The sequence below is a fragment of the Qipengyuania pelagi genome, assembly GCF_009827295.1.
Taxonomy (GTDB): Bacteria; Pseudomonadota; Alphaproteobacteria; order Sphingomonadales; family Sphingomonadaceae; genus Qipengyuania; species Qipengyuania pelagi.
The window spans coordinates 78802-98377 of the sequence record NZ_WTYD01000001.1; the positions used below are offsets into that span (position 1 = coordinate 78802).

Below are 19576 nucleotides of genomic sequence, written 5' to 3' on the forward strand. Positions count from 1 at the left end.
CCCGGCGATCATGTCACACATTTACGCCGGGCCGAGGCGGCAGCGCCCGATCAGTTCTCGCCGGTGGGCATGGCATCGCCCGACTGGCCTTGCTGCTGGGCGCGCGCGGCGAGCTGCTGCTGGTAGAGGGCGCCGAAATCCATCGGGTCCATCATCAGCGGCGGGAAGCCCGCATCGCGGCTGGCATCCGCGATCACGCGGCGCACGAAGGGGAACAGGATGCGCGGCGCTTCGGCGAAGAGGAAGGCGTGCGCCTGCTCGTCGGGCAGGTTGCGCATCCCGACAAGGCCGCAATAGGACAGCTCGATCAGGTAGAAATCGCCCTTCTCGCCCTTGGCGGTGACGTTCACCTTCAGCTCGACCTCGGACAGTTCCTGATTGACCGTGTTGGCGCCGATATTGACCTGAAGGTCGATCTGCGGCTGCTCGTTCCACTGGAAGCAATCGGGCGCGTTCGGGTTCTCGACCGAGAGATCCTTGATATATTGCGTCACGATGCCGGCCGCCGGGCGATTGTCGGCTCCGTTCGGCTTGGCGTTCGGGTCCATGTTCAGATCGGTAAGGATGTCGCCTTCGTCGGCCATTGCGCGCACTTTCGGTTCGATGTTGTGACGGGCGACGTGCCGGGAAAGGGCGCGCACCGGTTCGCCCGCGCGCCTAGCACCTGCCCGTGGCCCCGGCAACCGAGCCGGTGGCCTCTCGGTGGTAGCAATCCGCCAACTCCTTTCGATAGGAGCCGGAGTGGGCACAGCTCCCGCCCAACTGCGTTGTCGAATTGTAATTCGCGCCTATGTAGGGCAGGTTACGACCGAATATCCGGCGCGCCGCCATTTCCCCGCGTAATGACACGGCGCGCACGCAAAGCCGCAGGTGCAAGCATAGTGATTCTGGAAATCGTCATCCTCGCCGCCATCGCCGCCTTTCTCGGGCTGCGCCTCTATTCGGTGCTGGGCCGCCGGGCCGAGCATGAGGAGGAGCACGCACCCCAGCGGTTCGAGCGGCCCGACGCGATGCCGCCGCGCGGCGATGATCGCGCGCGCCGCGTCCAGCCGGACGTGACCTTGCGCCAGGCCGATCTGCCCGCAGGGACCGAAAGCGGCGTGCGCGCGATCGCCGCGGCGGACCCGCGCTTCGACGTGCTCGGTTTCCTCGAAGGGGCGAAGGGCGCCTATGCGATGGTGCTCGAAGCGTTCTGGGAAGGCGACAAGGAGACGCTGCGCGAATTGTGCGACGATGATGTCTATGAAAGCTTCGCAGGCGCGATCGACGCGCGCACCGAAGCTGGCGAAACGGTCGAGAACCGCCTGATCCGTATCGAGGATGCGACGATCAAGTCTGCCGAAATGGATGGCCGCGTGGCGCGTATCGCCGTGCTGTTCGTGTCCGACATCGCGGCGATCACGCGCGACAGGGACGGAAAAGCCATCGCGGGTTCGCTGGACGACGCGGTCGAGAGCCGCGATATCTGGACCTTCATGCGCAATGTCGACGCGACGGACCCGAACTGGGTCCTCGACGAGACCGACCAGGGCTGACATCGCCGTTCGACCCGACGCGAGCGGGTCAGGGCATCGGGGAGGGATTATGGGTTTTCGCAAACCGGGCCTTGCCGCCCTGTTCCTCTCCGCCAGCCTCGCGCTCGCCGGATGCCAGACAGTGCCGAAGGCCGAGGCGCCGCGCACCGCGACTCCGCTGCCTCCGATCGTCCCCAAGGTCGAAAGCGCGGCCTTTTCCGGGCTTTCCGCCGGGCCGAATATCGGATCGCTCGGCATTCAGTCGGGCGATGCGGGCACCGCGCTTGCCAGTTTTTCCGAATCCTGCCCCAAGCTGGTTTCGCGCAACGACCTGAGCGGGCTGACCAATCGCGAGGACTGGCGCCCCGCCTGCGATGCGGCGCGCACCTGGCCCGCCAGCGACGCGCTGCGGTTCTTCACCACCTATTTCGAAAGCGTGCGGATCGGCGACGGGAAAGCCTTCGCCACCGGCTATTTCGAGCCGGAGATCCTCGGGAGCCGTACGCGCCGCCCCGGCTATGACGTGCCGGTCTATCGTCTGCCGCCCGACCTCGTGCGTGACTGGCCCGCAGATATGGCGATGAGCGAACGCACCGGACGCGCGCCTTTGGGGCGCAAGGATGCGAGCGGCAACCACGTCCCCTATTACGAACGCGCCGAGATCGAGCGGGGCGCGTTGGCGGGCCGCAATCTCGAAATCGCCTGGGCCGCCGACCCGATCGAGTTCTTCTTCCTGCAGATCCAGGGTTCCGGCCTCCTTCGCCTGCCCGACGGATCGCTGATGCGGATCGGCTATGCAGGCCAGAATGGGCGCGAATATGTCGGCATCGGATCGGTCATGCGCGAGCGCGGGCTGCTGGGGGATGGGCCGGGCCAATATGCCGGATCGATGCAGGGCATCGTCCAGTATCTGCGCGATTACCCGGAAGCGGGCGCGGATCTGATGCGGCTCAACAAGAGCTGGATCTTCTTCCGCGAATTGACGACCGACGGGCCGCTGGGCGCGCTCGAGGTTCCGGTCAGGCGCGGATCCTCGGTCGCGGCGGACCCCGCCTATGTCCCGCTGGGCGCGCCCGTCTGGCTCGATCTCGACCGCGACGTGGCGGACGGGTTGTGGATCGCGCAGGACACGGGCGGCGCAATCAAGGGTGCCAATCGCTTCGACACCTTCTGGGGCAATGGCCCGCAGGCGCGCGAGATCGCGGGCGGGATGAGCGGGCGCGGACAGGCGCTGGTACTGCTGCCCAAGGGAACGCTCGCGCGCCGCCAGCAGGCGCGATGAGCCATCCGCGCGGCCTCAGTGCGGAGGAGGCAGCTGCGTGGGAGAAGGTCGCCGCGACGGTCAAGCCGCTCGATCCGCAGCCCATAGCGGCGCCGACGAAGCGACTCCACGCTGTCTCGTCTCAACCCGAAACCAACGCCGCGCCGCCCAAAGCCACCGCCGCGCCGAAGCGGAAATTACAGCAACGCGCCGATCCTGTAGCGAACACCCCTCCGACGCAGACCCGCCAGACGGGGCTGGATTCGCATTGGGAGCGACGCCTCAAGGGCGGCACGCTGGCGCCCGATTTCACGCTCGACCTGCACGGCCACGGCCTCGATGCGGCCTATTCGCGTTTGATGAGCGGGGTTGCCCAGGCGCGGGCGATGGAGGCGCGCACGATCCTGCTGGTGACGGGCAGGCCGCGCCCGGTGGCTGCCGCCGATCGCGGATCGAGCAGGGGGGCGATCCGTGCCAAGGTGCTGGATTGGCTGGCGGCATCGAGCCACCATTCCGCGATCGCCGCCGTCCGCTCCGCCCATCGCAGGCATGGCGGCGAAGGCGCGCTTTATATCATATTGAAAAGGCGATAGAATTTTTCAGTAGTCGCGTAAATTGCGAAATACACAACCTAAAATTAAGCTATTCATCCTACGAAGCTGGCCAGGAGAGATTGCGTTGTCCCACGTGGACGGCCTCCATCCAGGGATTGTTTCGAGATGTTCACCAATTTGCAGATACCCAAAAAGATCGCACTGTCATTCGCGTGCATCCTGGTCACCACCTTGGTGATGACCGTCGTCATCCTCATGGCGAACCGTAATATCGCCAGTTCCGCCGATAATGTCGATCGGGACAATGCGGTCGTGCAGCAGGCTACCGAGATGGAGATGCAGCTGTTGCGGATGAACAGCCAGATGCGCGGTTTCTCGATAACTGCCGACGAGAAATATCTCGAACAATATTACGACGGGCAGGAGCGTTCGATCGCTGCGGCCGCGGAGCTCGAGAAAATCCTTCCCACCGCCACGGAGCGCGATCTTGCCAGCCAATCGGCGGCGCTTGCCCAGGACTGGCGCGAGAACAAGGCCGATGTTCTGATCGAGCGTGTTCGCCAGGGCGATGCGGCGGGCGTGCAGGCCTATATCCGCAATGCCGGTGACAAGATCCGCCTGATGGAGGTCCTTGCCCCGCTGCGTGAGCTCAAGGCCTCCGCGCAGGAACGGCTGGTGGCCAGCCAGGCCGCCCATGCCTTTGCCCTCAAGGTCGGCTTGTGGTCGCTGATCGTGGGTGGCGCCATCATGCTGGCGATCGCTATCGCCTTTTCGCGCCTGCTCAGCCGCCAGCTTGCTCGTCCGATCGTCGATCTGACCTCCGTGATGGAATCGCTCGCGCAGGGCCAGAACAATGTCCAGGTGCCGCATGAGGGACGTGGCGACGAGCTTGGCACCCTCGCCCACGGCCTGGTCGTCTTCCGTGAAGCGGCGCTCGCCAAGGCGCGTGCCGATGCCGAGCAGGAGGAGGTCGTTCGGAAGCTCGCCACCGCGCTCGAAAAGGTCAGTGACGGCGATCTGTCGACGGAATTGTCGAACTTCCCGACGGGTTATGCCAAATTGCAGTCCGATTTCAACGAGGCGCTGCTGGGCCTGTCCAACGCACTGGGGAGAGTGGCGACCAACGCGCGGGAGATCGACAGCACCGCCAACGAGATCACCACCGGTTCGAACGATCTTTCGCTCAGGGCCGAACGCCAGGCCGCCAATCTCGAAGAGACCGCAGCAGCCATCGAAGAGATGAGCGCGAGCTTCGGCGAGACCGCGGCGAACGCGGGCAATGCCGCCGCCCTCGTGGAGACCGCCATGGAGCGGGCGACCGATGGCCAGGACGTGGCGCAGCGCACCAACACTGCGATGGCCCAGATCGACCGTTCCTCGAAGGAGATCCTCGATATCATCTCCGTCATCGACGGGATTGCCTTCCAGACCAACCTGCTGGCGCTCAATGCCGGTGTCGAGGCCGCGCGTGCCGGGGATGCCGGCAAGGGCTTCGCGGTCGTCGCCCACGAAGTGCGAACGCTCGCCCAGCGGTCGGCGGAAGCGGCCACGGACGTCAAGCGCCGCATTCTCGCCAGCGCCGCGCAGGTCGAGGAAGGAGTGAGCCTCGTGAGTGAAAGCGAGGAATCGCTTCAGGCGATCGCGGACAGCGTCCACGCCATTACCGGGCTGATTTCCACCATCGCCAAATCGACGCGCGAACAGGCGGACACGATGGGCCAGATCAATATCGCGATTTCCGATATCGATAGCATCACGCAGGAAAACGCAGCCTTCTCGGAAGAGAGCAATGCTGCGATCCAGGAGCTCGCCAATCGGACGCGCGAAATGCAGGCCGATGTCGAAAGGTTCCGCCTGCGCGACGATACGACCACGGACCAGTGGCAAGCCCCTCACCAGAACGTGACACGGTTCGCCGCGTAAACCCGACTGCGCAATGACTGACGGGAGGGGGCGGAACGCCGTCCCCTCCCGCTACCGTATTTACTCGGCGGCTTCGCGCTGCGGTTCGGCGCTTTCACGCTCTCCGCCCGAAATCGACTTGGCGCTGGCCATACCGGGCGCACTCGATTTCCCACCGATCATCTCGCGGACCTTCGTCTCGATTCGCTCACCGATCGCCTGATCCACATTGCGCCAGTATTCGAAGGCGCGGACCAGCACCTTTTCGCTGACGCCGTCGGCCAGATGGCCCGAGACGTTGCCGACGAAACGATCGCGCTGCGCATCGTCCATCACCTCGGTGACGAGGGCGCGCGCCTGGCTCCAGTCGTCGTCATCCTCGCGCAGGGTATAGGCCTGGCGCACCATGTCGCCATCGGCATACCACGTCGCCTCCCCGCCGACCTGCGGCTGGGCAGCCGGGCCGCCATAGCTGTTCGGCGCATAGACCGGATCGACCGCATTGACCGTCCGCATAGCACCCGCGCGGGAATAGGAATTGACCTGCTCGGCGTTTTTCGGCGCGTTGACCGGGATCTGCTTGTAATTGACGCCCAGCCGGTGGCGGTGCGCATCGGCATAGGAGAACCCGCGCGCCAGAAGCATCTTGTCGGGGCTGAGGCCGATACCGGGGACCATGTTGTTGGGTTCGAAGGCGAGCTGTTCGATCTGCGTGTCCCAATCGACCGGATTTTCGTTCAGTACCAGCTTGCCGACCTCGATCAGCGGATAATCGAAATGCGGCCAGGTCTTTGTCAGGTCGAAGGGATTGATGCGATAGGTTTTCGCATCCTCATACGGCATGATCTGCCATTTGAGCGTCCAGCTCGGGAAATTACCCTCGTGGATCGCATCGAACAGGTCGCGACGATGATAGTCGCTGTCTTCGCCCGCTGTCTTGACCGCTTCGTCCTGCGTCAGGTGAGCGTTGCCGCTCTCGTCGCCGACGTCGGTGTGGAAGTGGAACTTGACCCAGAACTTCTCGCCCTCTTCGTTGATGAGCATGTAGGTGTGGCTCGAATAGCCGTTCATCTCGCGCCAGTTCTTGGGCACGCCGCGATCGCCCATCAGATAGGTGACCTGATGCGCGCTCTCCGGTGAAAGCGTCCAGAAATCCCACATCATGTCGTGATCGCGCAGGCCGTTATCGGCGCGGCGCTTCTGGCTGCGGATGAAGTGCTGGAATTTCAGCGGATCGCGGATGAAGAAGATCGGCGTGTTGTTGCCGACCATGTCGAAATTGCCGTCCTCAGTGTAGAATTTGACCGAGAAGCCGCGCGGATCGCGCCAGGTGTCGGGGCTGCCGCGTTCGCCCGCCACCGTGCTGAAGCGCATGGCGGTGTCGGTCTTCACGCCCTTCTGGAACACCTTGGCCTTGGTGTATTTCGACACATCGGCGGTCGTCTCGAAATAGCCGAAGGCGCCCGACCCCTTGGCGTGGGGCTGGCGCTCGGGAATGCGCTCGCGATTGAAGTTCGCCATCTGCTCGATCAGGTAGTGATCGTTGAGCACGATCGGCCCGTCGCGGCCAAGGGTCAGCGAATGCTCGTCGCTCTGGACGGGAATACCCGCATCCGTCGTTGTGGGTGGGGTGGTGGCGGAGGGAGCGGTACGGTCGGCCATGGCGACGCCTTTCGGTTTTTCGGAGGATACGTGGGTTGAACGCCCCGTTTGGCGACCTCGTTCCATCCGTTCGCCGCAATAAACCGATCCGTCTGATCGTCCCACACGAAGAAGCCCCCGGTGTTTGCGCACCGGAGGCTTCCCGCGTCCCGAAGGGGTTTCCCCTTACGAGTGGTATTGCTCATAGGTGAGGTCGAAGCGGTCCGCGTCCATCACCTTGGTCCAGGCCTTCACGAAGTCCCTGGCGAACTTCTCTTCGTTCCCGTTCTCGGCATAGACTTCCGCGACCGAGCGCAGCTGCGAGTTCGAACCGAAGACGAGATCGGTGCGCGTGGCGCGCCATTTCTCGTGGCCCTCGAGGCGGCATTTGCCGACAAATTCCTCGTCACCGCTCTCGTCAACCACTTCCCAGACCGTGCCCATATGGAGCAGGTTGACGAAGAAATCGTTCGACAGCGTGCCGGGCTTGTCGGTGAGGACGCCGATGCTGTTGCCATGCTCGGTATGGGTGGCAACGGCCCCGAGGGCGCGCATCCCGCCGACCAGCACGGTCATTTCGGGGATCGACAGGCCGAGCAGGTTGGCCCGGTCGATCAGCATGTCCTCGGTCTTCACCGAAGCCTTGGTCTTGAGGTAGTTGCGGAACCCGTCGGCGAAGGGCTCCAGCGGCTCCCAGCTTTCGGCGTCGAACTGGTCCTCGGTCGCATCGCCGCGTCCGGTGGTGACCGGAACGGAGACGTCGAAGCCGCCATCCTTCGCCGCCTTCTCGATAGCCGCCGCGCCGCCGAGCACGATGGCGTCCGCCATCGAAATGCCTCCCGAAACCTTGGCGCGCAGCTCGTCGAGCTTATTAAGGACCTTGGTCAGTTCTTCCGGGTCGTTGGCTTTCCAATTGCGCAGCGCATCGAAGCGGATATGCGCGCCATTGGCGCCGCCGCGATGGTCGGACTTGCGATAGGTGCTGGCCGACGCCCACGCCGCCTTGACCAGTTCGGCCACCGTCAGCCCGCTGTCGAGGACGGCCTGCTTGAAGTCCGATACGGCACTGTCCGAAGGCTTGCTTCCAGCAGGGATAGGGTCCTGCCAGATCAGGTCTTCGGCGGGCACATCCGGGCCGAGATAACGGATCTTGGGCCCCATGTCGCGGTGGGTCAGCTTGAACCAGGCGCGCGCGAAGGCATCGTCCAGCGCGGCCTGATCGTCACGGAAACGCTCGGAAATCTTGCGATAGGCCGGGTCACGCTTCAGCGCCATGTCGGCGGTGGTCATGATGGTGGGCACCTTCTTGGAAGGGTCCCGCGCATCGGGCGCCATGTCGGCCTCTTCAGGGTTGATCGGCGTCCACTGATTGGCACCGGCAGGCGACTGGGTCAGCTCGTATTCGTATTTGAACAGCAGCCGGAAATAGTCGTTACCCCACTCGGTGGGATTGGGCGTCCACGCGCCTTCGATGCCCGACGTGGTGATGTGGCCCTTCCCGATCTCTTCGGGGTCGGTCATCCAGCCGAAGCCCATCGCGACCATGCCTTCGGCCTCGGGCGCCTTGCCGAACGTGTCGGACGGCTTGGCGCCATGACACTTGCCGAAGGCGTGGCCGCCCGCGGTCAACGCGACGGTTTCCTCGTCGTTCATGGCCATGCGCGCGAAGGTTTCCTTCATGTCGCGCGCCATGCCTTCGGGATCGTGCGGATTGCCGCCCGGACCTTCGGGATTGACGTAGATCAGGCCCATCTGGATCGCGGCGAGCGGGTTTTCGAGAGCCTTGCCCTCATCGGGAATGATGCGCGTTTCCGCGCCGGTATCGACCCACTCTTCCTCAGTGCCCCAATAAACGTCCTGTTCCGGCTCGTAGACGTCCTTGCGGCCGCCGCCAAAGCCGAACACCGGGCCGCCCATCGATTCGATGGCGACATTGCCGGTGAGCACGAACAGATCGGCCCAGCTGATATGCTTGCCGTATTTCTGCTTGATCGGCCACAACAGGCGGCGCGCCTTGTCGAGATTGCCGTTATCCGGCCAGGAGTTGAGCGGAGCGAACCGCTGCTGGCCCGAAGAGGCTCCGCCGCGCCCGTCGCCGGTGCGATAGGTGCCCGCCGCGTGCCAGGCCATGCGGATGAAGAACGGGCCGTAATGCCCGTAATCCGCCGGCCACCAATCCTGGCTGTCGGTCATCAACGCCTTGATGTCGGCCTTGAGGCCTGCGTAATCGACCGCGTTGAACGCTTCGCAATAATCGAAATCCTCGCCCATCGGATCGGGCGAGGTGCCGCCCTGGGTCAGGATGTGCAGATCGAGGCTGTCGGGCCACCAATCGCGATTGGTCCGGCCGAGCAGGCCGCGAAAGCCTCCATCGCCGTGGAAGGGGCAGCCGCTGATATCTCCGGTCTTGGCGTCCATCGTGGGGTATCCTCTCTCAGATGCAAAATCGAGCTCGCAACGCGTGGGCGCGAGCATCTGATAAAAGAATGCACCGAACCCCGTGATGGGTCCAATCGATTAATTGCGTCGGATTGATTGGCTGTGCCGATCGTGGGGTGAGGCGAGCGGTGCCGCGAAAGCCTCCGGCGCATCGCTATGGATTGCCGCGCGGCTTCGCCGCTCGCAATGACGAGACGGGGTGTTTCCCTCCTATTTCGTCATTGCGAGGCGACGCAGTCGCCGCGGCAATCCAGAAGCCGCACGCGCGAGGCCGATCACGCCGCCTGCGCGATGTCTTCGACAGGCTCGGTGCGGATCAGATAGTCGAAGGCGGAAAGGCCCGCTTTCGAGCCATCGCCCATGGCGACGACGATCTGCTTGTAGGGAACGGTCGTGACGTCGCCTGCCGCGAACACGCCGGGGATATTGGTGCGGCCTTCCTCGTCCACCGCGATCTCGCCGAATTTCGTAAGGTCGAGCCCGCTATCCGTCAGCCATTCGGTGTTGGGGACGAGACCGATTTGGATGAAGACGCCTTCCAGCTCCACGCGGCGCTCCTCGCCGCTGGCGCGGTCCTTGACCACCAGACCATCGACCTTGCCGTTCGCGCCGGTGATTTCGGTCGTCTGGCCGTTCGTCACGATCTCGACATTGGACAGGCTGCGGAGCTTCTTCTGCAACACCTCGTCGGCGCGCAGTTTCGAATCGTATTCGATCAGCGTCACGTGGCCGACGATCTTGGCGAGGTCGATCGCCGCTTCCACACCCGAATTGCCGCCGCCGATCACCGCGATGCGCTTGCCCTTGAACAGCGGGCCGTCACAATGGGGGCAATAGGCAACGCCCTTGTTGCGATATTCCGCTTCGCCCGGAACCCCCAGATTGCGCCAGCGCGCTCCGGTCGAAAGGACGAGGCTGCGCGTCTTGAGCTTGGCGCCATTGCCGAATTCGACCGTGTGGAGGCCGCCCTCTTCTTTCGCGGGCACCAGCTTCACCGCCTTGGCGAGGTTCATCACGTCGATATCGTATTCGCCGACATGGCGCTCCAGCTCGCCAGCGAGTTTCGGCCCTTCGGTATAGGGCGTGCCGGGCAGGTTCTCGATCCCGAGCGTATCGTGCAGCTGCCCGCCGAAGCGTTCCGCCGCGACGCCGGTGCGGAACCCCTTGCGGGCGGTGTAAATCGAGGTCGCGGCACCGGCAGGCCCGCCGCCGACCACCAGAACCTCGAACGGCTCCTTGGCGGACATCTTGTCTGCCGCCTTCTTCTCGCTGCCCGTGTCGAGCTTGGCGAGGATCTCGGCCAGTTCCATCTTGCCGTTATAGAACGGTTCGCCATTCAGGAAGGTCGCGGGCACCGCCATGATCTCACGCCGCTCGACCTCGTCCTTGAACGTGCTGCCCTCGATCAGCGTCGCGGTGATGCGCGAATTTTCGAGCGCCATCAGCGTCAGCGCCTGTACCACATCCGGGCAGTTGTGGCACGAAAGCGAGAAATACATTTCGAAATGGAAATCGCCTTCGAGGCCGCGGACCTGTTCCAGCAGGTCGGCATCGACCTTGGGCGGATGGCCGCCCGCCCAGAGCAGGGCCAGCACCAGCGAGGTGAATTCGTGGCCCATCGGCAGGCCAGCAAAGCGGACCCATTTCTCCGCATCGCTGGCGCGGCGCACGATGAAGCTCGGCTTGCGATCGTCGGTCCCGTCGAAATGCGCGCTCACCATGTCATGGAGCGCGGCGATTTCCTTGAGCAGTTCGCGTGTCTGGTCCGATTTCGCGCTGTCGTCGAGTGAAGCGACGAGTTCGATCGGCTCGCGCAGATTGGCGAGATAGGTCGAAAGCTGCTGCGTCATCGTGGCGTCGAGCATGGCGGGATACCTTCCTGGATGGGCGTCATTGCGAGGAGCCCCTTCGGGGGCGACGAAGCAATCCACGGCCGGGTTGGCCTTTACGGCCCTGGATTGCTTCGTCGCCTTCGGCTCCTCGCAATGACGAGGACGGAGGGGGCGAAGGAAGAAGAGTTGAGGATGGAAAAAGGCCCGGGGCGAAGGGGGGAGGGAGCCCCGGGCCTTCCAGCGACCCGAGCAGGGCTCGGGCTCTGTCCGCGCTCCGCCGGAGGAAGGGCGGGCGCGGTTATAACGTCAACTCAGATCTTGCCGACAAGGTCCAGCGACGGTGCGAGCGTGTCCTTGCCTTCTTCCCACGCGGCGGGGCAGACCTGGCCGGGATTGGCGCGGACATACTGGGCGGCGCGAATCTTGCGGACCAGTTCGTTGGCATTGCGGCCAACGCCTTCGCAGGTCTGTTCGACAAGCTGGATCACACCATCGGGATCGACCACGAAGGTCGCCCGGTCGGCAAGGCCGACGCCTTCGCGCAGCACGTCGAAATTGCGCGCGAGGTTGTGATTCTGGTCACCCAGGAACGGGAATTTCAGCTTGCCGATCTTCTCGCTGGTGTCGTGCCAGGCCTTGTGGCTGAAATGCGTGTCCGTGCTGACGCCATAGACTTCCACGTCGATCTTCTGAAGCATCTCGTAATGCTCGCCGAGGTCTTCCAGCTCGGTCGGGCAGACGAAAGTGAAGTCCGCCGGGTAGAAGAAGAACACGGCCCACTTGCCGCGCACGTCCTGATCCGTGACGTCGTAGAAATCCTCACCGGCCTTGAACGCGGTGGCGGTAAACGGTTTGATTTCGGTTCCGATGATACCCATTGGGCTTCTCCATTGATGGTTTGGGGTGAAACTGACGGGTTAGAGATAGGCGCTGTTGCAGCGCACAAAAGCGATTATGTGCGATTGCGAACATCGAAATTTTCTATCACCAAGCCGGAACTTTCGAAAACAACGGCGGCGAGCGGGCGGAAGCGGACAGTCTCCCGAAAAATTCGCTCCATTAGCGGTTTCGTTCACGCGATTTAGGCGCTAGTGCGAGGCATTCGCAAAAAAGGAATCGCCATGCGCATAGTTTTCGCCACTCTCGCCCTTTCCGCATCCATGCTCTCGCTCGCCGCCTGTTCAGAACCGGCGGAAGACACCGCAGCGACCACGGCCGAAGCCGATCCCGCCGCGATGGAGCCTGCCACCGCCGAAGCGCCTGCCGATGCCGCCGTGCTCGATGCGAGCACTGCCACGGCCGAGCAGCTCGCCGCGCTTCCCGGGATGACGCCGGACCTCGCCCAAGCCGTCGTGGCCGGCCAGCCCTATGCCAGCGCCACCGCCTTCAACACCGTGCTGATGCAGTCGCTGTCTGCCGAGCAGGCCGCGCAGGTCCGCGAGCGCGTTTTCGTGCCGATCAATCTGAACACCGCCAGCGAAGAGGATATCGCGCTGATCCCCGGCATGACCGACCGGATGATCCACGAATTCGAGGAATATCGCCCCTACGCCGACATGGCGGAATTCGATCGCGAGATCGGCAAATATGTCGACGAGGCGGAAGTCGCGCGCCTGCGCCAATACGTCACGCTGTAATGCGAGAGCCGGATGGGCGCCGCTTGAGCGTCCATCCGGCGATCTCGATCGCGGCCAGTATCCCGATATGGATATAGGCGGTGACCGGATCGAACGCCGTCAGCGCCCAGTGCGCGAACACCAGCACGGCGGCGGGATGCACCAGCCTGTGCAACCGCTTCCACCCGCGCTTCATCGCCCGCATCGATTGATCGTTCGAGGTGATCGCCAGGGGGAGGAAGATCGCCAGCGCGAGCCAGCCGGTCAGGAGATCCCACCCCGTCGCCTGATCGAGAATGACGGTGAGGGACGCCTTGTCCACGAGATAGATCGCAGTGTGGATCGCGGCATAGGCGAAGCTCGCCACGCCGAAATCGCGTCGCCGCTTCATCAGCCACAGCGTCCAGCGCGCACGGCGGAAAGCCAATCGCAGCGGCGTCACCGCCAGCGTCAGCAACAATAGCCACGCGGCCCAGTCTCCGCTGTCCTTGATCGCATGGCCGAACCCGTAGCTCTCGGGCGTGGCGATCCACTGCCAACCGAACCACAGGCCAGGCAGGGCGAGCGCAAGCCATAACAGCAGCCGTCCGCGCGTCATCCGCATTGCGCGCGGTGGAGCAATTTGTGATCGGCCAGCACCAGCGCCATCATCGCTTCGACCACGGGCGTGCCGCGAATGCCCACGCAAGGGTCGTGACGGCCCTTGGTGCGAACCTGCGTCGCCTCTCCATCGCGCGTCACGCTGTCGACCGGGGTCAGGATCGAACTGGTCGGCTTGAAGGCGACGCGGCACAGCACCGGCTGGCCGGTCGAAATGCCGCCCGCGATGCCCCCTGCGTGATTGGCGAGGAATTCGGTCCCGCCCTCGGCGGGCCGCATCGGATCGGCATTTTCTTCACCCGTCAGGCGCGCGGCGGCAAACCCGTCACCGATCTCCACGCCCTTGACCGCGTTGATCCCCATCATGCCGGCGGCGAGGTCGGCGTCGAGCTTGGCATAGAGCGGCGCGCCCCAGCCTGCGGGCACACCCGTCGCCACGCATTCGACCACCGCGCCGAACGAGGAGCCGGACTTGCGGGCCTCGTCCACCAAGCCCTCCCAACGCTTCGCCGCTGCCGCATCGGGGCACCAGAAAGGATTGCGCTGGATCTCCGCCGCGTCGAAATTATCGGGGTCCACGGCATCCCCGCCGATTTCCGCGACATAGGCAATGATCGTCACTTCGGGGATCACCAGCCGCGCCACCGCGCCCGCCGCGACCCGGCTGGCAGTTTCCCGCGCGCTCGACCGCCCGCCACCGCGATAGTCGCGGAAACCGTATTTGGCGTCATAGGCGTAATCGGCATGGCCGGGGCGATAGGTATTTGCGATCTCGGAATAATCCTTCGACCGCTGATCGGTGTTCTCGATCATCAGGGAAAGGGGCGTGCCGGTCGTCCTGCCCTCGAACACGCCCGACAGGATGCGGACCAGATCGGCCTCCTGCCGCTGCGTGGTGAACTTGTTCTGCCCCGGCTTGCGCGCGTCGAGAAAGGGTTGGATGTCCGCTTCCGACAGCGCGAGGCCCGGCGGGCACCCGTCCACCACGGCGCCGATCATGGGCCCATGGCTTTCGCCCCAGGTCGTGAAGCGCAAGACGCGCCCGAAAGTGTTCCAGCTCATGCTTTCCCTGTCGCCGATCGCCCGCGTCAAGTCCACGCCCGGCAGCTTTGCGCTTGCAAAGAGAAGGTTTCGTTTCCGGGTGCGAGCAAGACGGGGCGATCGACCAATCATCACAAAATTATGCGCCAATCTCCAGCGCTGCGATCAGGCCGCAAAGGGCCAAAGTGCAGACCACGAAGATCGCGACGAGTTCGACTGGCTTGAAGCGATCGATGTGATCGGCGCGAAAGCGGCGGTACCCTTCCGCCACCGAGTCCTTGCTCGCCATGCTGGCGATCTCGAAGGCGCTTGCTTCGCGGCGAAACCACAATTCGAGCTGCGCCTGTTCCGAACCGTCGATATCGGGGTAACGCGCGAGGAGGCATTCGATCGCATCGAAACGATCGGTCCCGCGGGCCACGGGATCGTAGGCAGTGTCTGACATTTGAAAAATCCTGAAACAACAACGAGAAGCGTCCGCCAACGCGGACACGATGAGATTGGTCAGGATGGAAGGGGAGGCCCACGCGGAGAGGGGTCGCCAAGCGCTATCCTCGAAGGGGGCGGCGGTGCCGTGGCGCGGTAAAAATGGTCGAGAGGCCGGGCCGTGACAATCGTGGGTGCCAGTCGTGCGAGGACACCTGAAACCGGCTCGACCGGCGGTGTCGGCGCGGGCAGAGCACGCAATTCGCTTCCCACGCCAGCGCGCGGTGAAAGCGTGACCTGCGCCGTATCGGCACTGAAAGCGGACCCGTCATAAGGCGTTACGGGGAGCGGGCGCTCCGGCATCGCCTGAAGTCCGATGACCGCCAAAACAGCCAGGATGGCCATTCGGAAGGTGAGGGGAAACAGGCGCGCCATGTCTTTGAGCTAGGATTTGGGGCTCGCTCGCGCAACCCACGCATCGGCGGGAGAGGAGAAGCTGTTTCTCGAATACGGCCAGCTGTAGGCTTCCCAAGGGGTTCTCGCTCGGGCAAGCACACGCCATGATTGCCAAATTGAAAGGACTCCTCGACGAGACCGGCGCCGACTGGGCGGTCATCGATGTCGGCGGCGTCGGCTATCTCGTCCATTGTTCGGCGCGCACGCTCAGCCAGCTGGGTGAGCGGGGCGAGGCCTGCACGGTTTTTACCGATCTACAGGTCAGCGAGAACGATATGCGGCTCTTGGGTTTCGCCGACGGGGCGGAGCGGGACTGGTTCCGGCTTCTGACGCAGGTTCAGGGCGTGGGGAGCAAGGTGGCGCTCGCGATCCTGTCGGCGCTCTCGGCAGGCGAATTGCAATCGGCCTGCGCCAATGGCGATGCGGCGATGGTGGCGCGCGCGAACGGGGTCGGGCCGAAGCTAGCCGGGCGGATCGTCAACGAGCTGAAGGACAAGGCCGGGGCGCTGCCGGGCGGCGGAGCGGGCGGGGCGGTTGCCGCGCCGAAGGGCGGCGCCAGCGCCGATGCCGTCAGCGCGCTTGAAAATCTCGGCTTCAAGCCCGCGGTCGCGGCCCGTGCGGTGGCGCTGGCCCAGGGCGAGTTGGGTGATGATGCGGGCGAGGGCGAATTGATCCGGGTTGCGTTGAAGAAAGCGGCAGGGTGAGGAGTGGCGATATGCGTATGATGCTGGCAATTCTGGGCGCGATGCTGGCGGCGCCCCTCGCCGCGCAGGAACCTGAGGTCCGCTACGGCCCGATCTTCGAGGAGTTCGGCCCGCATTATCCGGTCGAGGGGATCGACCATGTGCCGCAGGACGCGGAATTCGCAGTCGCCTTCGATGTGGCGAGACCGGCGGATGACGATACCCGCAATCGCGGCTTCGAAAGCGCCGCGCGCTTCATCAACATGCACGCATCGCTAGGCGTGGATCCGGAGAATATCCGCATCGCCGTGGTGGTCCATGGCGGCGCGGTGAAGGACCTGCTGGCGAGCGCGGACAATCCCTCGCGCGCGATGGTCGAACACTTGCTGGATTACGGGGTGCGCTTCATCGTCTGCGGCCAGAGCGCGGCGGGGCAGGGCATCGCGCAGGAAGACCTGATCCCCGGCGTCGAAATGGCCCTCTCCGCCATGACCGCCCACGCCCTGCTGCAACAGCGCGGCTATACGGTGAACCCGTTTTGAGAGGCGTGTCGGCTTGGTCGAGGCCTTAAATTGAATTAGAGTGCATCTATGGGCGAAATGAACTTCACCTTCCCTCCCGATCTGGAGAACTGGATCGAAACGCGGCTGGCCGAAGGACGCCATGCCGATGCGGCAGATTACGTTCGCGATCTGATCAGGCGGGATCAGGATTCGGCTTTGCGGTGGGAGGAAGATACCGCGAAGCTGCGTTCGGCCATCGAAGCGGGCGAAGCGTCCGGCGTGTCGGACGTCAATGCGCTTGATCTGATCGACAGGCTGATATCGCAGCGCCAGACTGCCGGTGGTTGAGATACGTCTGACCGAATTGGCGTTACAGGATTTGCTGGCGATCGAGGAATTCAGCTTCGCAACATTCGGAAGAGAGCAGACGTCCAAATATCTCGCGGGGTTGCGGGAGGCGTTCGTACGCTTGGGAGAACATCCCGGCATCGGCGTGGTCCGCGACGATTTGAGAGCCGGATCACGATCCTACCGCTATGGAAGCCATCGCATATATTATCGTGCATCGGAGGACGAAGTGCTGATCCAGCGCATTCTTCATTACGCGCGCCAGGTCCGCCGGAGCATGGTTCATGGCGACTAATCCCGATCTGTCCCCCACCCGCCAACCGGAAGACCCGGACGCGGCCCTGCGCCCCAAATCGCTCGCCGAATTCGTCGGGCAGAAGGCGGCGCGCGAGAATCTGCGCGTGTTCGTCGAGGCGGCGAAGGCGCGGGGGGAGGCGATGGACCATGTGCTGTTCTTCGGGCCTCCGGGGCTCGGCAAGACCACGCTGGCGCAGATCGTCGCAAAGGAATTGGGCGTCGGATTTCGCGCCACCTCCGGCCCGGTCATCGCCAAGGCGGGCGATCTGGCCGCATTGCTGACCAACCTCGAACCCAATGACGTCCTCTTCATCGACGAGATCCATCGCCTCAATCCGGTGGTCGAGGAGGTGCTCTATCCAGCGATGGAGGACCGCGCCCTCGACATCATCATCGGCGAGGGGCCGTCTGCGCGCAGCGTTCGGATCGACCTGCCGCCTTTCACCCTCGTCGGCGCGACCACGCGGCAGGGCCTTCTGACGACTCCCCTGCGCGATCGCTTCGGCATTCCGGTCAGGCTCAATTTCTACACCGAGGACGAGCTGCTGCGCGTCGTCACGCGCGGGGCGGGGCTGCTCGGCATGGGGATAGACGAGGGCGGCGCGCGCGAGATCGCCCGCCGTTCGCGTGGAACTCCGCGCGTCGCAGGGCGCTTGATGCGCCGCGTGCGCGATTTCGCCCACGTGCTCGGCGAGGATACCGTGACAACGCAGGTCGCGGACGATGCGCTGACCCGGCTGGAGGTCGATTCGCTCGGCCTCGATGCGATGGACCGGCGCTATCTCACCATGATCGGCACGACCTACAAGGGTGGGCCGGTGGGGGTGGAGACGCTGGCCGCCGGACTGAGCGAGCCGCGCGATACGGTGGAAGAGGTGATCGAGCCCTACCTCATCCAGCTCGGCCTGATCGCCCGCACGGCGCGCGGGCGCTGCCTCAACGATGGCGGCTGGGCGCATCTCGGGCTCACGCCGCCGGTGGCGGGCCAGCGATCGCAGGGCGATATGTTCGATGACGAAGGATAGGTAGCGGCGGCGCGGTGTTGCCGGCGATATGCGGTGTGGGGGCGCGCGGGATTAAGACCTTCGCTCGTCCCGGTCCCGTTTCGGGACGAGGCAGGGACAGGACTCGCTTTCGCAATGAAAATTTACATTTAGTTTGTACGACTACTATTACGCGAATCCACGAATGATCCGGCCGCCCCGCAGAATGGGTGATCCAGCCGGAAGCGAGCAGGAAAACAACTATGTCGGTCAAAGCAGCTCTTGCGAAACTCTCAGCCACCGCCGCGGGCGGTGCTCTGCTGGCCGGCGGTGCGGTGCATGTCGCGGAAAAGCCGGTGACCGACGCACCCAGCTACAAATCGATCAAGGGCGCGAAGACGCAGCCCCGGATGATCAAGCAGGCCAAGGCAACGCCACGCGCTCCGCGTCCGGCCCCGCCGCCGCGTGCCGCCCGCGTCATTCCGCGCCAGGTCGAATGCGTTCCCGCCACCTCGCCGCAGGCGACCTATCAGGGCGCGAATGTCTGCCCGCCGGTCTATCGCGCCGCGCTGGCCCCGGTTCCCGTCCCCCCGCTTCCTGAAGCGCGCCCGCTGGCGACCGGTGGCGGCACCGCCGCCCGGTCGATCCCGGCGGTCGGAGGCGGTTTCGGCGGTGGCGGCTTCGGCGGCGGCTTCTTCGGTGGGTTCTTCGGCTCCAGCGGTGGCGGCAGCACGAGCGTCGTCGTGAATCTCGCGCAGAACCAGGATCAGGGTCAAGGCCAGGATCAGGGGCAGGACGGCACCAATCAGCCGGGCAGCACCACCACGACGACCACGACCACGTCGACCAGCGGGTTCGACGGCGATATCAACATCGATATCGACAATTCGAATTCGAACGACAATTCGACCTCGACCGGCCAGGTCTCGACCAGCACATCCACCTCGACGGGGCAGGTGTCGACTTCGACGGGTCAGGTCTCGACCTCGACCGGCCAGGTTTCCACCTCCACCGGGCAGGTGTCGACCTCCACCGGACAGGTGTCGACCTCGTCCTCGACCTCGACGAGTTCCGGCAATGTCACCAGCTCGGGTGATATCAACCAGAACCAGAATCAGAACCAGGGTCAGGGACAGAACCAGGGGCAGGAGCAGAACCAGAATCAGTCGAGCACAACATCGACGTCGACAAGCACCTCGACCTCCGGTGACATCACGTCGAGCACCAGCTCTTCGACGAGTTCGTCCACGAGCTCTTCGACCAGTTCCTCGACATCCTCGTCGAGCTCGTCCTCGACCAGCGGCTGCAACGGCTACGACAATTGCGACAATACAAGCACGAACAGCAGCACCACCTCGACCAGCGGCATCGAAGTGCCCGCGCCGCCGATGATGGTCCTGTTCGGTCTGGCTGCCGCCGCCCTGCTGCGCCGCCGCAAGATTGCGCCGAAGAAGGCCGCGGCCTGATCCGCTAACCCCGC

General features: G+C 64.2%; 19 protein-coding genes. 11 read left to right on the forward strand and 8 right to left on the reverse strand.

Features of this window, described 5'->3' with window-relative positions:
- Positions 1-50: 50 nt before the first annotated feature.
- Complete coding sequence (secB, locus tag GRI47_RS00420; RefSeq protein ID WP_160661218.1) at positions 51-584, reverse strand: protein-export chaperone SecB; 534 nt, start codon at positions 582-584, stop codon at positions 51-53.
- A gap of 297 nt (positions 585-881) precedes the next feature.
- On the opposite strand from secB, the gene GRI47_RS00425 reads away from it, so the two are divergent.
- From GRI47_RS00425 to GRI47_RS00440, 4 genes are all read left to right on the forward strand, one after another.
- A complete protein-coding gene (locus tag GRI47_RS00425) occupies positions 882-1535 on the forward strand; it encodes a Tim44/TimA family putative adaptor protein (RefSeq protein ID WP_160659453.1) in 654 nt (217 codons plus the stop codon).
- Positions 1536-1584: 49 nt separating this feature from the next.
- Positions 1585-2796, forward strand: coding sequence for a murein transglycosylase A (gene mltA, locus GRI47_RS00430; protein ID WP_160659454.1), 1212 nt, complete (start codon positions 1585-1587; stop codon positions 2794-2796).
- On the forward strand, positions 2793-3368 hold the full coding sequence (locus tag GRI47_RS00435; RefSeq protein ID WP_160659455.1) for a Smr/MutS family protein: 576 nt from the start codon (positions 2793-2795) through the stop codon (positions 3366-3368). Before mltA ends, GRI47_RS00435 begins: the two co-directional genes overlap by 4 nt.
- A gap of 126 nt (positions 3369-3494) precedes the next feature.
- The gene (locus tag GRI47_RS00440; RefSeq protein WP_160659456.1) at positions 3495-5252 is read left to right on the forward strand and encodes a methyl-accepting chemotaxis protein; all 1758 of its coding nucleotides are present in this window, start codon (positions 3495-3497) and stop codon (positions 5250-5252) included.
- A gap of 60 nt (positions 5253-5312) precedes the next feature.
- On the opposite strand, the gene GRI47_RS00445 is transcribed toward GRI47_RS00440, so the two are convergent.
- The 4 genes from GRI47_RS00445 to ahpC form a co-directional block, all read right to left on the reverse strand.
- Positions 5313-6893 carry a catalase gene (locus tag GRI47_RS00445; RefSeq protein WP_160659457.1) on the reverse strand — a complete coding sequence of 527 codons (1581 nt, stop codon included), beginning with the start codon at positions 6891-6893 and terminating at the stop codon, positions 5313-5315.
- 165 nt (positions 6894-7058) lie between these two features.
- Positions 7059-9290 carry a catalase/peroxidase HPI gene (gene katG, locus GRI47_RS00450; RefSeq protein ID WP_160659458.1) on the reverse strand — a complete coding sequence of 744 codons (2232 nt, stop codon included), beginning with the start codon at positions 9288-9290 and terminating at the stop codon, positions 7059-7061.
- Between the two features lie 296 nt (positions 9291-9586).
- Positions 9587-11176: an alkyl hydroperoxide reductase subunit F gene (ahpF, locus tag GRI47_RS00455; protein ID WP_160659459.1), complete on the reverse strand. Its 1590-nt coding sequence runs from the start codon at positions 11174-11176 to the stop codon at positions 9587-9589.
- 278 nt (positions 11177-11454) lie between these two features.
- A complete protein-coding gene (gene ahpC, locus GRI47_RS00460) occupies positions 11455-12021 on the reverse strand; it encodes an alkyl hydroperoxide reductase subunit C (RefSeq protein ID WP_160659460.1) in 567 nt (188 codons plus the stop codon).
- Between the two features lie 243 nt (positions 12022-12264).
- Here ahpC and GRI47_RS00465 point away from each other — a divergent pair, with 243 nt between their 5' ends.
- Positions 12265-12780 (forward strand): ComEA family DNA-binding protein, encoded by a 516-nt coding sequence (locus GRI47_RS00465; protein WP_160659461.1) that lies wholly within the window; start codon positions 12265-12267, stop codon positions 12778-12780.
- Here the strand turns inward: GRI47_RS00465 and GRI47_RS00470 are convergent.
- The 3 genes from GRI47_RS00470 to GRI47_RS00480 form a co-directional block, all read right to left on the reverse strand.
- A complete protein-coding gene (locus GRI47_RS00470) occupies positions 12770-13363 on the reverse strand; it encodes a ferric reductase-like transmembrane domain-containing protein (RefSeq protein ID WP_160659462.1) in 594 nt (197 codons plus the stop codon). The genes GRI47_RS00465 and GRI47_RS00470 overlap by 11 nt on opposite strands.
- Positions 13354-14421: a chorismate synthase gene (gene aroC, locus GRI47_RS00475; protein WP_160661219.1), complete on the reverse strand. Its 1068-nt coding sequence runs from the start codon at positions 14419-14421 to the stop codon at positions 13354-13356. The genes GRI47_RS00470 and aroC overlap by 10 nt, the downstream gene beginning before the upstream one ends.
- 118 nt (positions 14422-14539) lie before the next feature.
- Entirely contained in the window at positions 14540-14845 is a 306-nt protein-coding gene (locus tag GRI47_RS00480; RefSeq protein ID WP_160659463.1) for a hypothetical protein, read from the reverse strand.
- 541 nt (positions 14846-15386) lie between these two features.
- Here GRI47_RS00480 and ruvA point away from each other — a divergent pair.
- The 6 genes from ruvA to GRI47_RS00510 all read left to right on the forward strand — a co-directional run bounded on the left by ruvA (position 15387) and on the right by GRI47_RS00510 (position 19562).
- Entirely contained in the window at positions 15387-15986 is a 600-nt protein-coding gene (ruvA, locus tag GRI47_RS00485; RefSeq protein ID WP_160659464.1) for a Holliday junction branch migration protein RuvA, read from the forward strand.
- A gap of 11 nt (positions 15987-15997) precedes the next feature.
- Entirely contained in the window at positions 15998-16507 is a 510-nt protein-coding gene (locus tag GRI47_RS00490) for a DsrE family protein (RefSeq protein WP_202387121.1), read from the forward strand.
- 48 nt (positions 16508-16555) lie between these two features.
- The gene (locus tag GRI47_RS00495; RefSeq protein ID WP_160659465.1) at positions 16556-16816 is read left to right on the forward strand and encodes a type II toxin-antitoxin system ParD family antitoxin; all 261 of its coding nucleotides are present in this window, start codon (positions 16556-16558) and stop codon (positions 16814-16816) included.
- The gene (locus GRI47_RS00500; RefSeq protein ID WP_160659466.1) at positions 16809-17111 is read left to right on the forward strand and encodes a type II toxin-antitoxin system RelE/ParE family toxin; all 303 of its coding nucleotides are present in this window, start codon (positions 16809-16811) and stop codon (positions 17109-17111) included. The genes GRI47_RS00495 and GRI47_RS00500 overlap by 8 nt, the downstream gene beginning before the upstream one ends.
- A complete protein-coding gene (gene ruvB / locus GRI47_RS00505; RefSeq protein WP_160659467.1) occupies positions 17101-18138 on the forward strand; it encodes a Holliday junction branch migration DNA helicase RuvB in 1038 nt (345 codons plus the stop codon). Before GRI47_RS00500 ends, ruvB begins: the two co-directional genes overlap by 11 nt.
- A gap of 221 nt (positions 18139-18359) precedes the next feature.
- Positions 18360-19562 carry an MYXO-CTERM sorting domain-containing protein gene (locus tag GRI47_RS00510; protein WP_160659468.1) on the forward strand — a complete coding sequence of 401 codons (1203 nt, stop codon included), beginning with the start codon at positions 18360-18362 and terminating at the stop codon, positions 19560-19562.
- Positions 19563-19576 lie beyond the last annotated feature (14 nt).

Bases quoted from the DNA above. Each gene is read 5' to 3' on its own strand.
- secB (WP_160661218.1), bottom strand. From the start codon at position 584: ATGGCCGACGAAGGCGACATCCTTACCGATCTGAACATGGACCCGAAC.
- mltA (WP_160659454.1), top strand. From the start codon at position 1,585: ATGGGTTTTCGCAAACCGGGCCTTGCCGCCCTGTTCCTCTCCGCCAGC.
- GRI47_RS00435 (WP_160659455.1), top strand. From the start codon at position 2,793: ATGAGCCATCCGCGCGGCCTCAGTGCGGAGGAGGCAGCTGCGTGGGAG.
- GRI47_RS00440 (WP_160659456.1), top strand. From the start codon at position 3,495: ATGTTCACCAATTTGCAGATACCCAAAAAGATCGCACTGTCATTCGCG.
- GRI47_RS00445 (WP_160659457.1), bottom strand. From the start codon at position 6,893: ATGGCCGACCGTACCGCTCCCTCCGCCACCACCCCACCCACAACGACG.
- katG (WP_160659458.1), bottom strand. From the start codon at position 9,290: ATGGACGCCAAGACCGGAGATATCAGCGGCTGCCCCTTCCACGGCGAT.
- ahpF (WP_160659459.1), bottom strand. From the start codon at position 11,176: ATGCTCGACGCCACGATGACGCAGCAGCTTTCGACCTATCTCGCCAAT.
- ahpC (WP_160659460.1), bottom strand. From the start codon at position 12,021: ATGGGTATCATCGGAACCGAAATCAAACCGTTTACCGCCACCGCGTTC.
- GRI47_RS00465 (WP_160659461.1), top strand. From the start codon at position 12,265: ATGCGCATAGTTTTCGCCACTCTCGCCCTTTCCGCATCCATGCTCTCG.
- GRI47_RS00470 (WP_160659462.1), bottom strand. From the start codon at position 13,363: ATGCGGATGACGCGCGGACGGCTGCTGTTATGGCTTGCGCTCGCCCTG.
- aroC (WP_160661219.1), bottom strand. From the start codon at position 14,421: ATGAGCTGGAACACTTTCGGGCGCGTCTTGCGCTTCACGACCTGGGGC.
- GRI47_RS00480 (WP_160659463.1), bottom strand. From the start codon at position 14,845: ATGTCAGACACTGCCTACGATCCCGTGGCCCGCGGGACCGATCGTTTC.
- ruvA (WP_160659464.1), top strand. From the start codon at position 15,387: ATGATTGCCAAATTGAAAGGACTCCTCGACGAGACCGGCGCCGACTGG.
- GRI47_RS00490 (WP_202387121.1), top strand. From the start codon at position 15,998: ATGCGTATGATGCTGGCAATTCTGGGCGCGATGCTGGCGGCGCCCCTC.
- GRI47_RS00495 (WP_160659465.1), top strand. From the start codon at position 16,556: ATGGGCGAAATGAACTTCACCTTCCCTCCCGATCTGGAGAACTGGATC.
- ruvB (WP_160659467.1), top strand. From the start codon at position 17,101: ATGGCGACTAATCCCGATCTGTCCCCCACCCGCCAACCGGAAGACCCG.
- GRI47_RS00510 (WP_160659468.1), top strand. From the start codon at position 18,360: ATGTCGGTCAAAGCAGCTCTTGCGAAACTCTCAGCCACCGCCGCGGGC.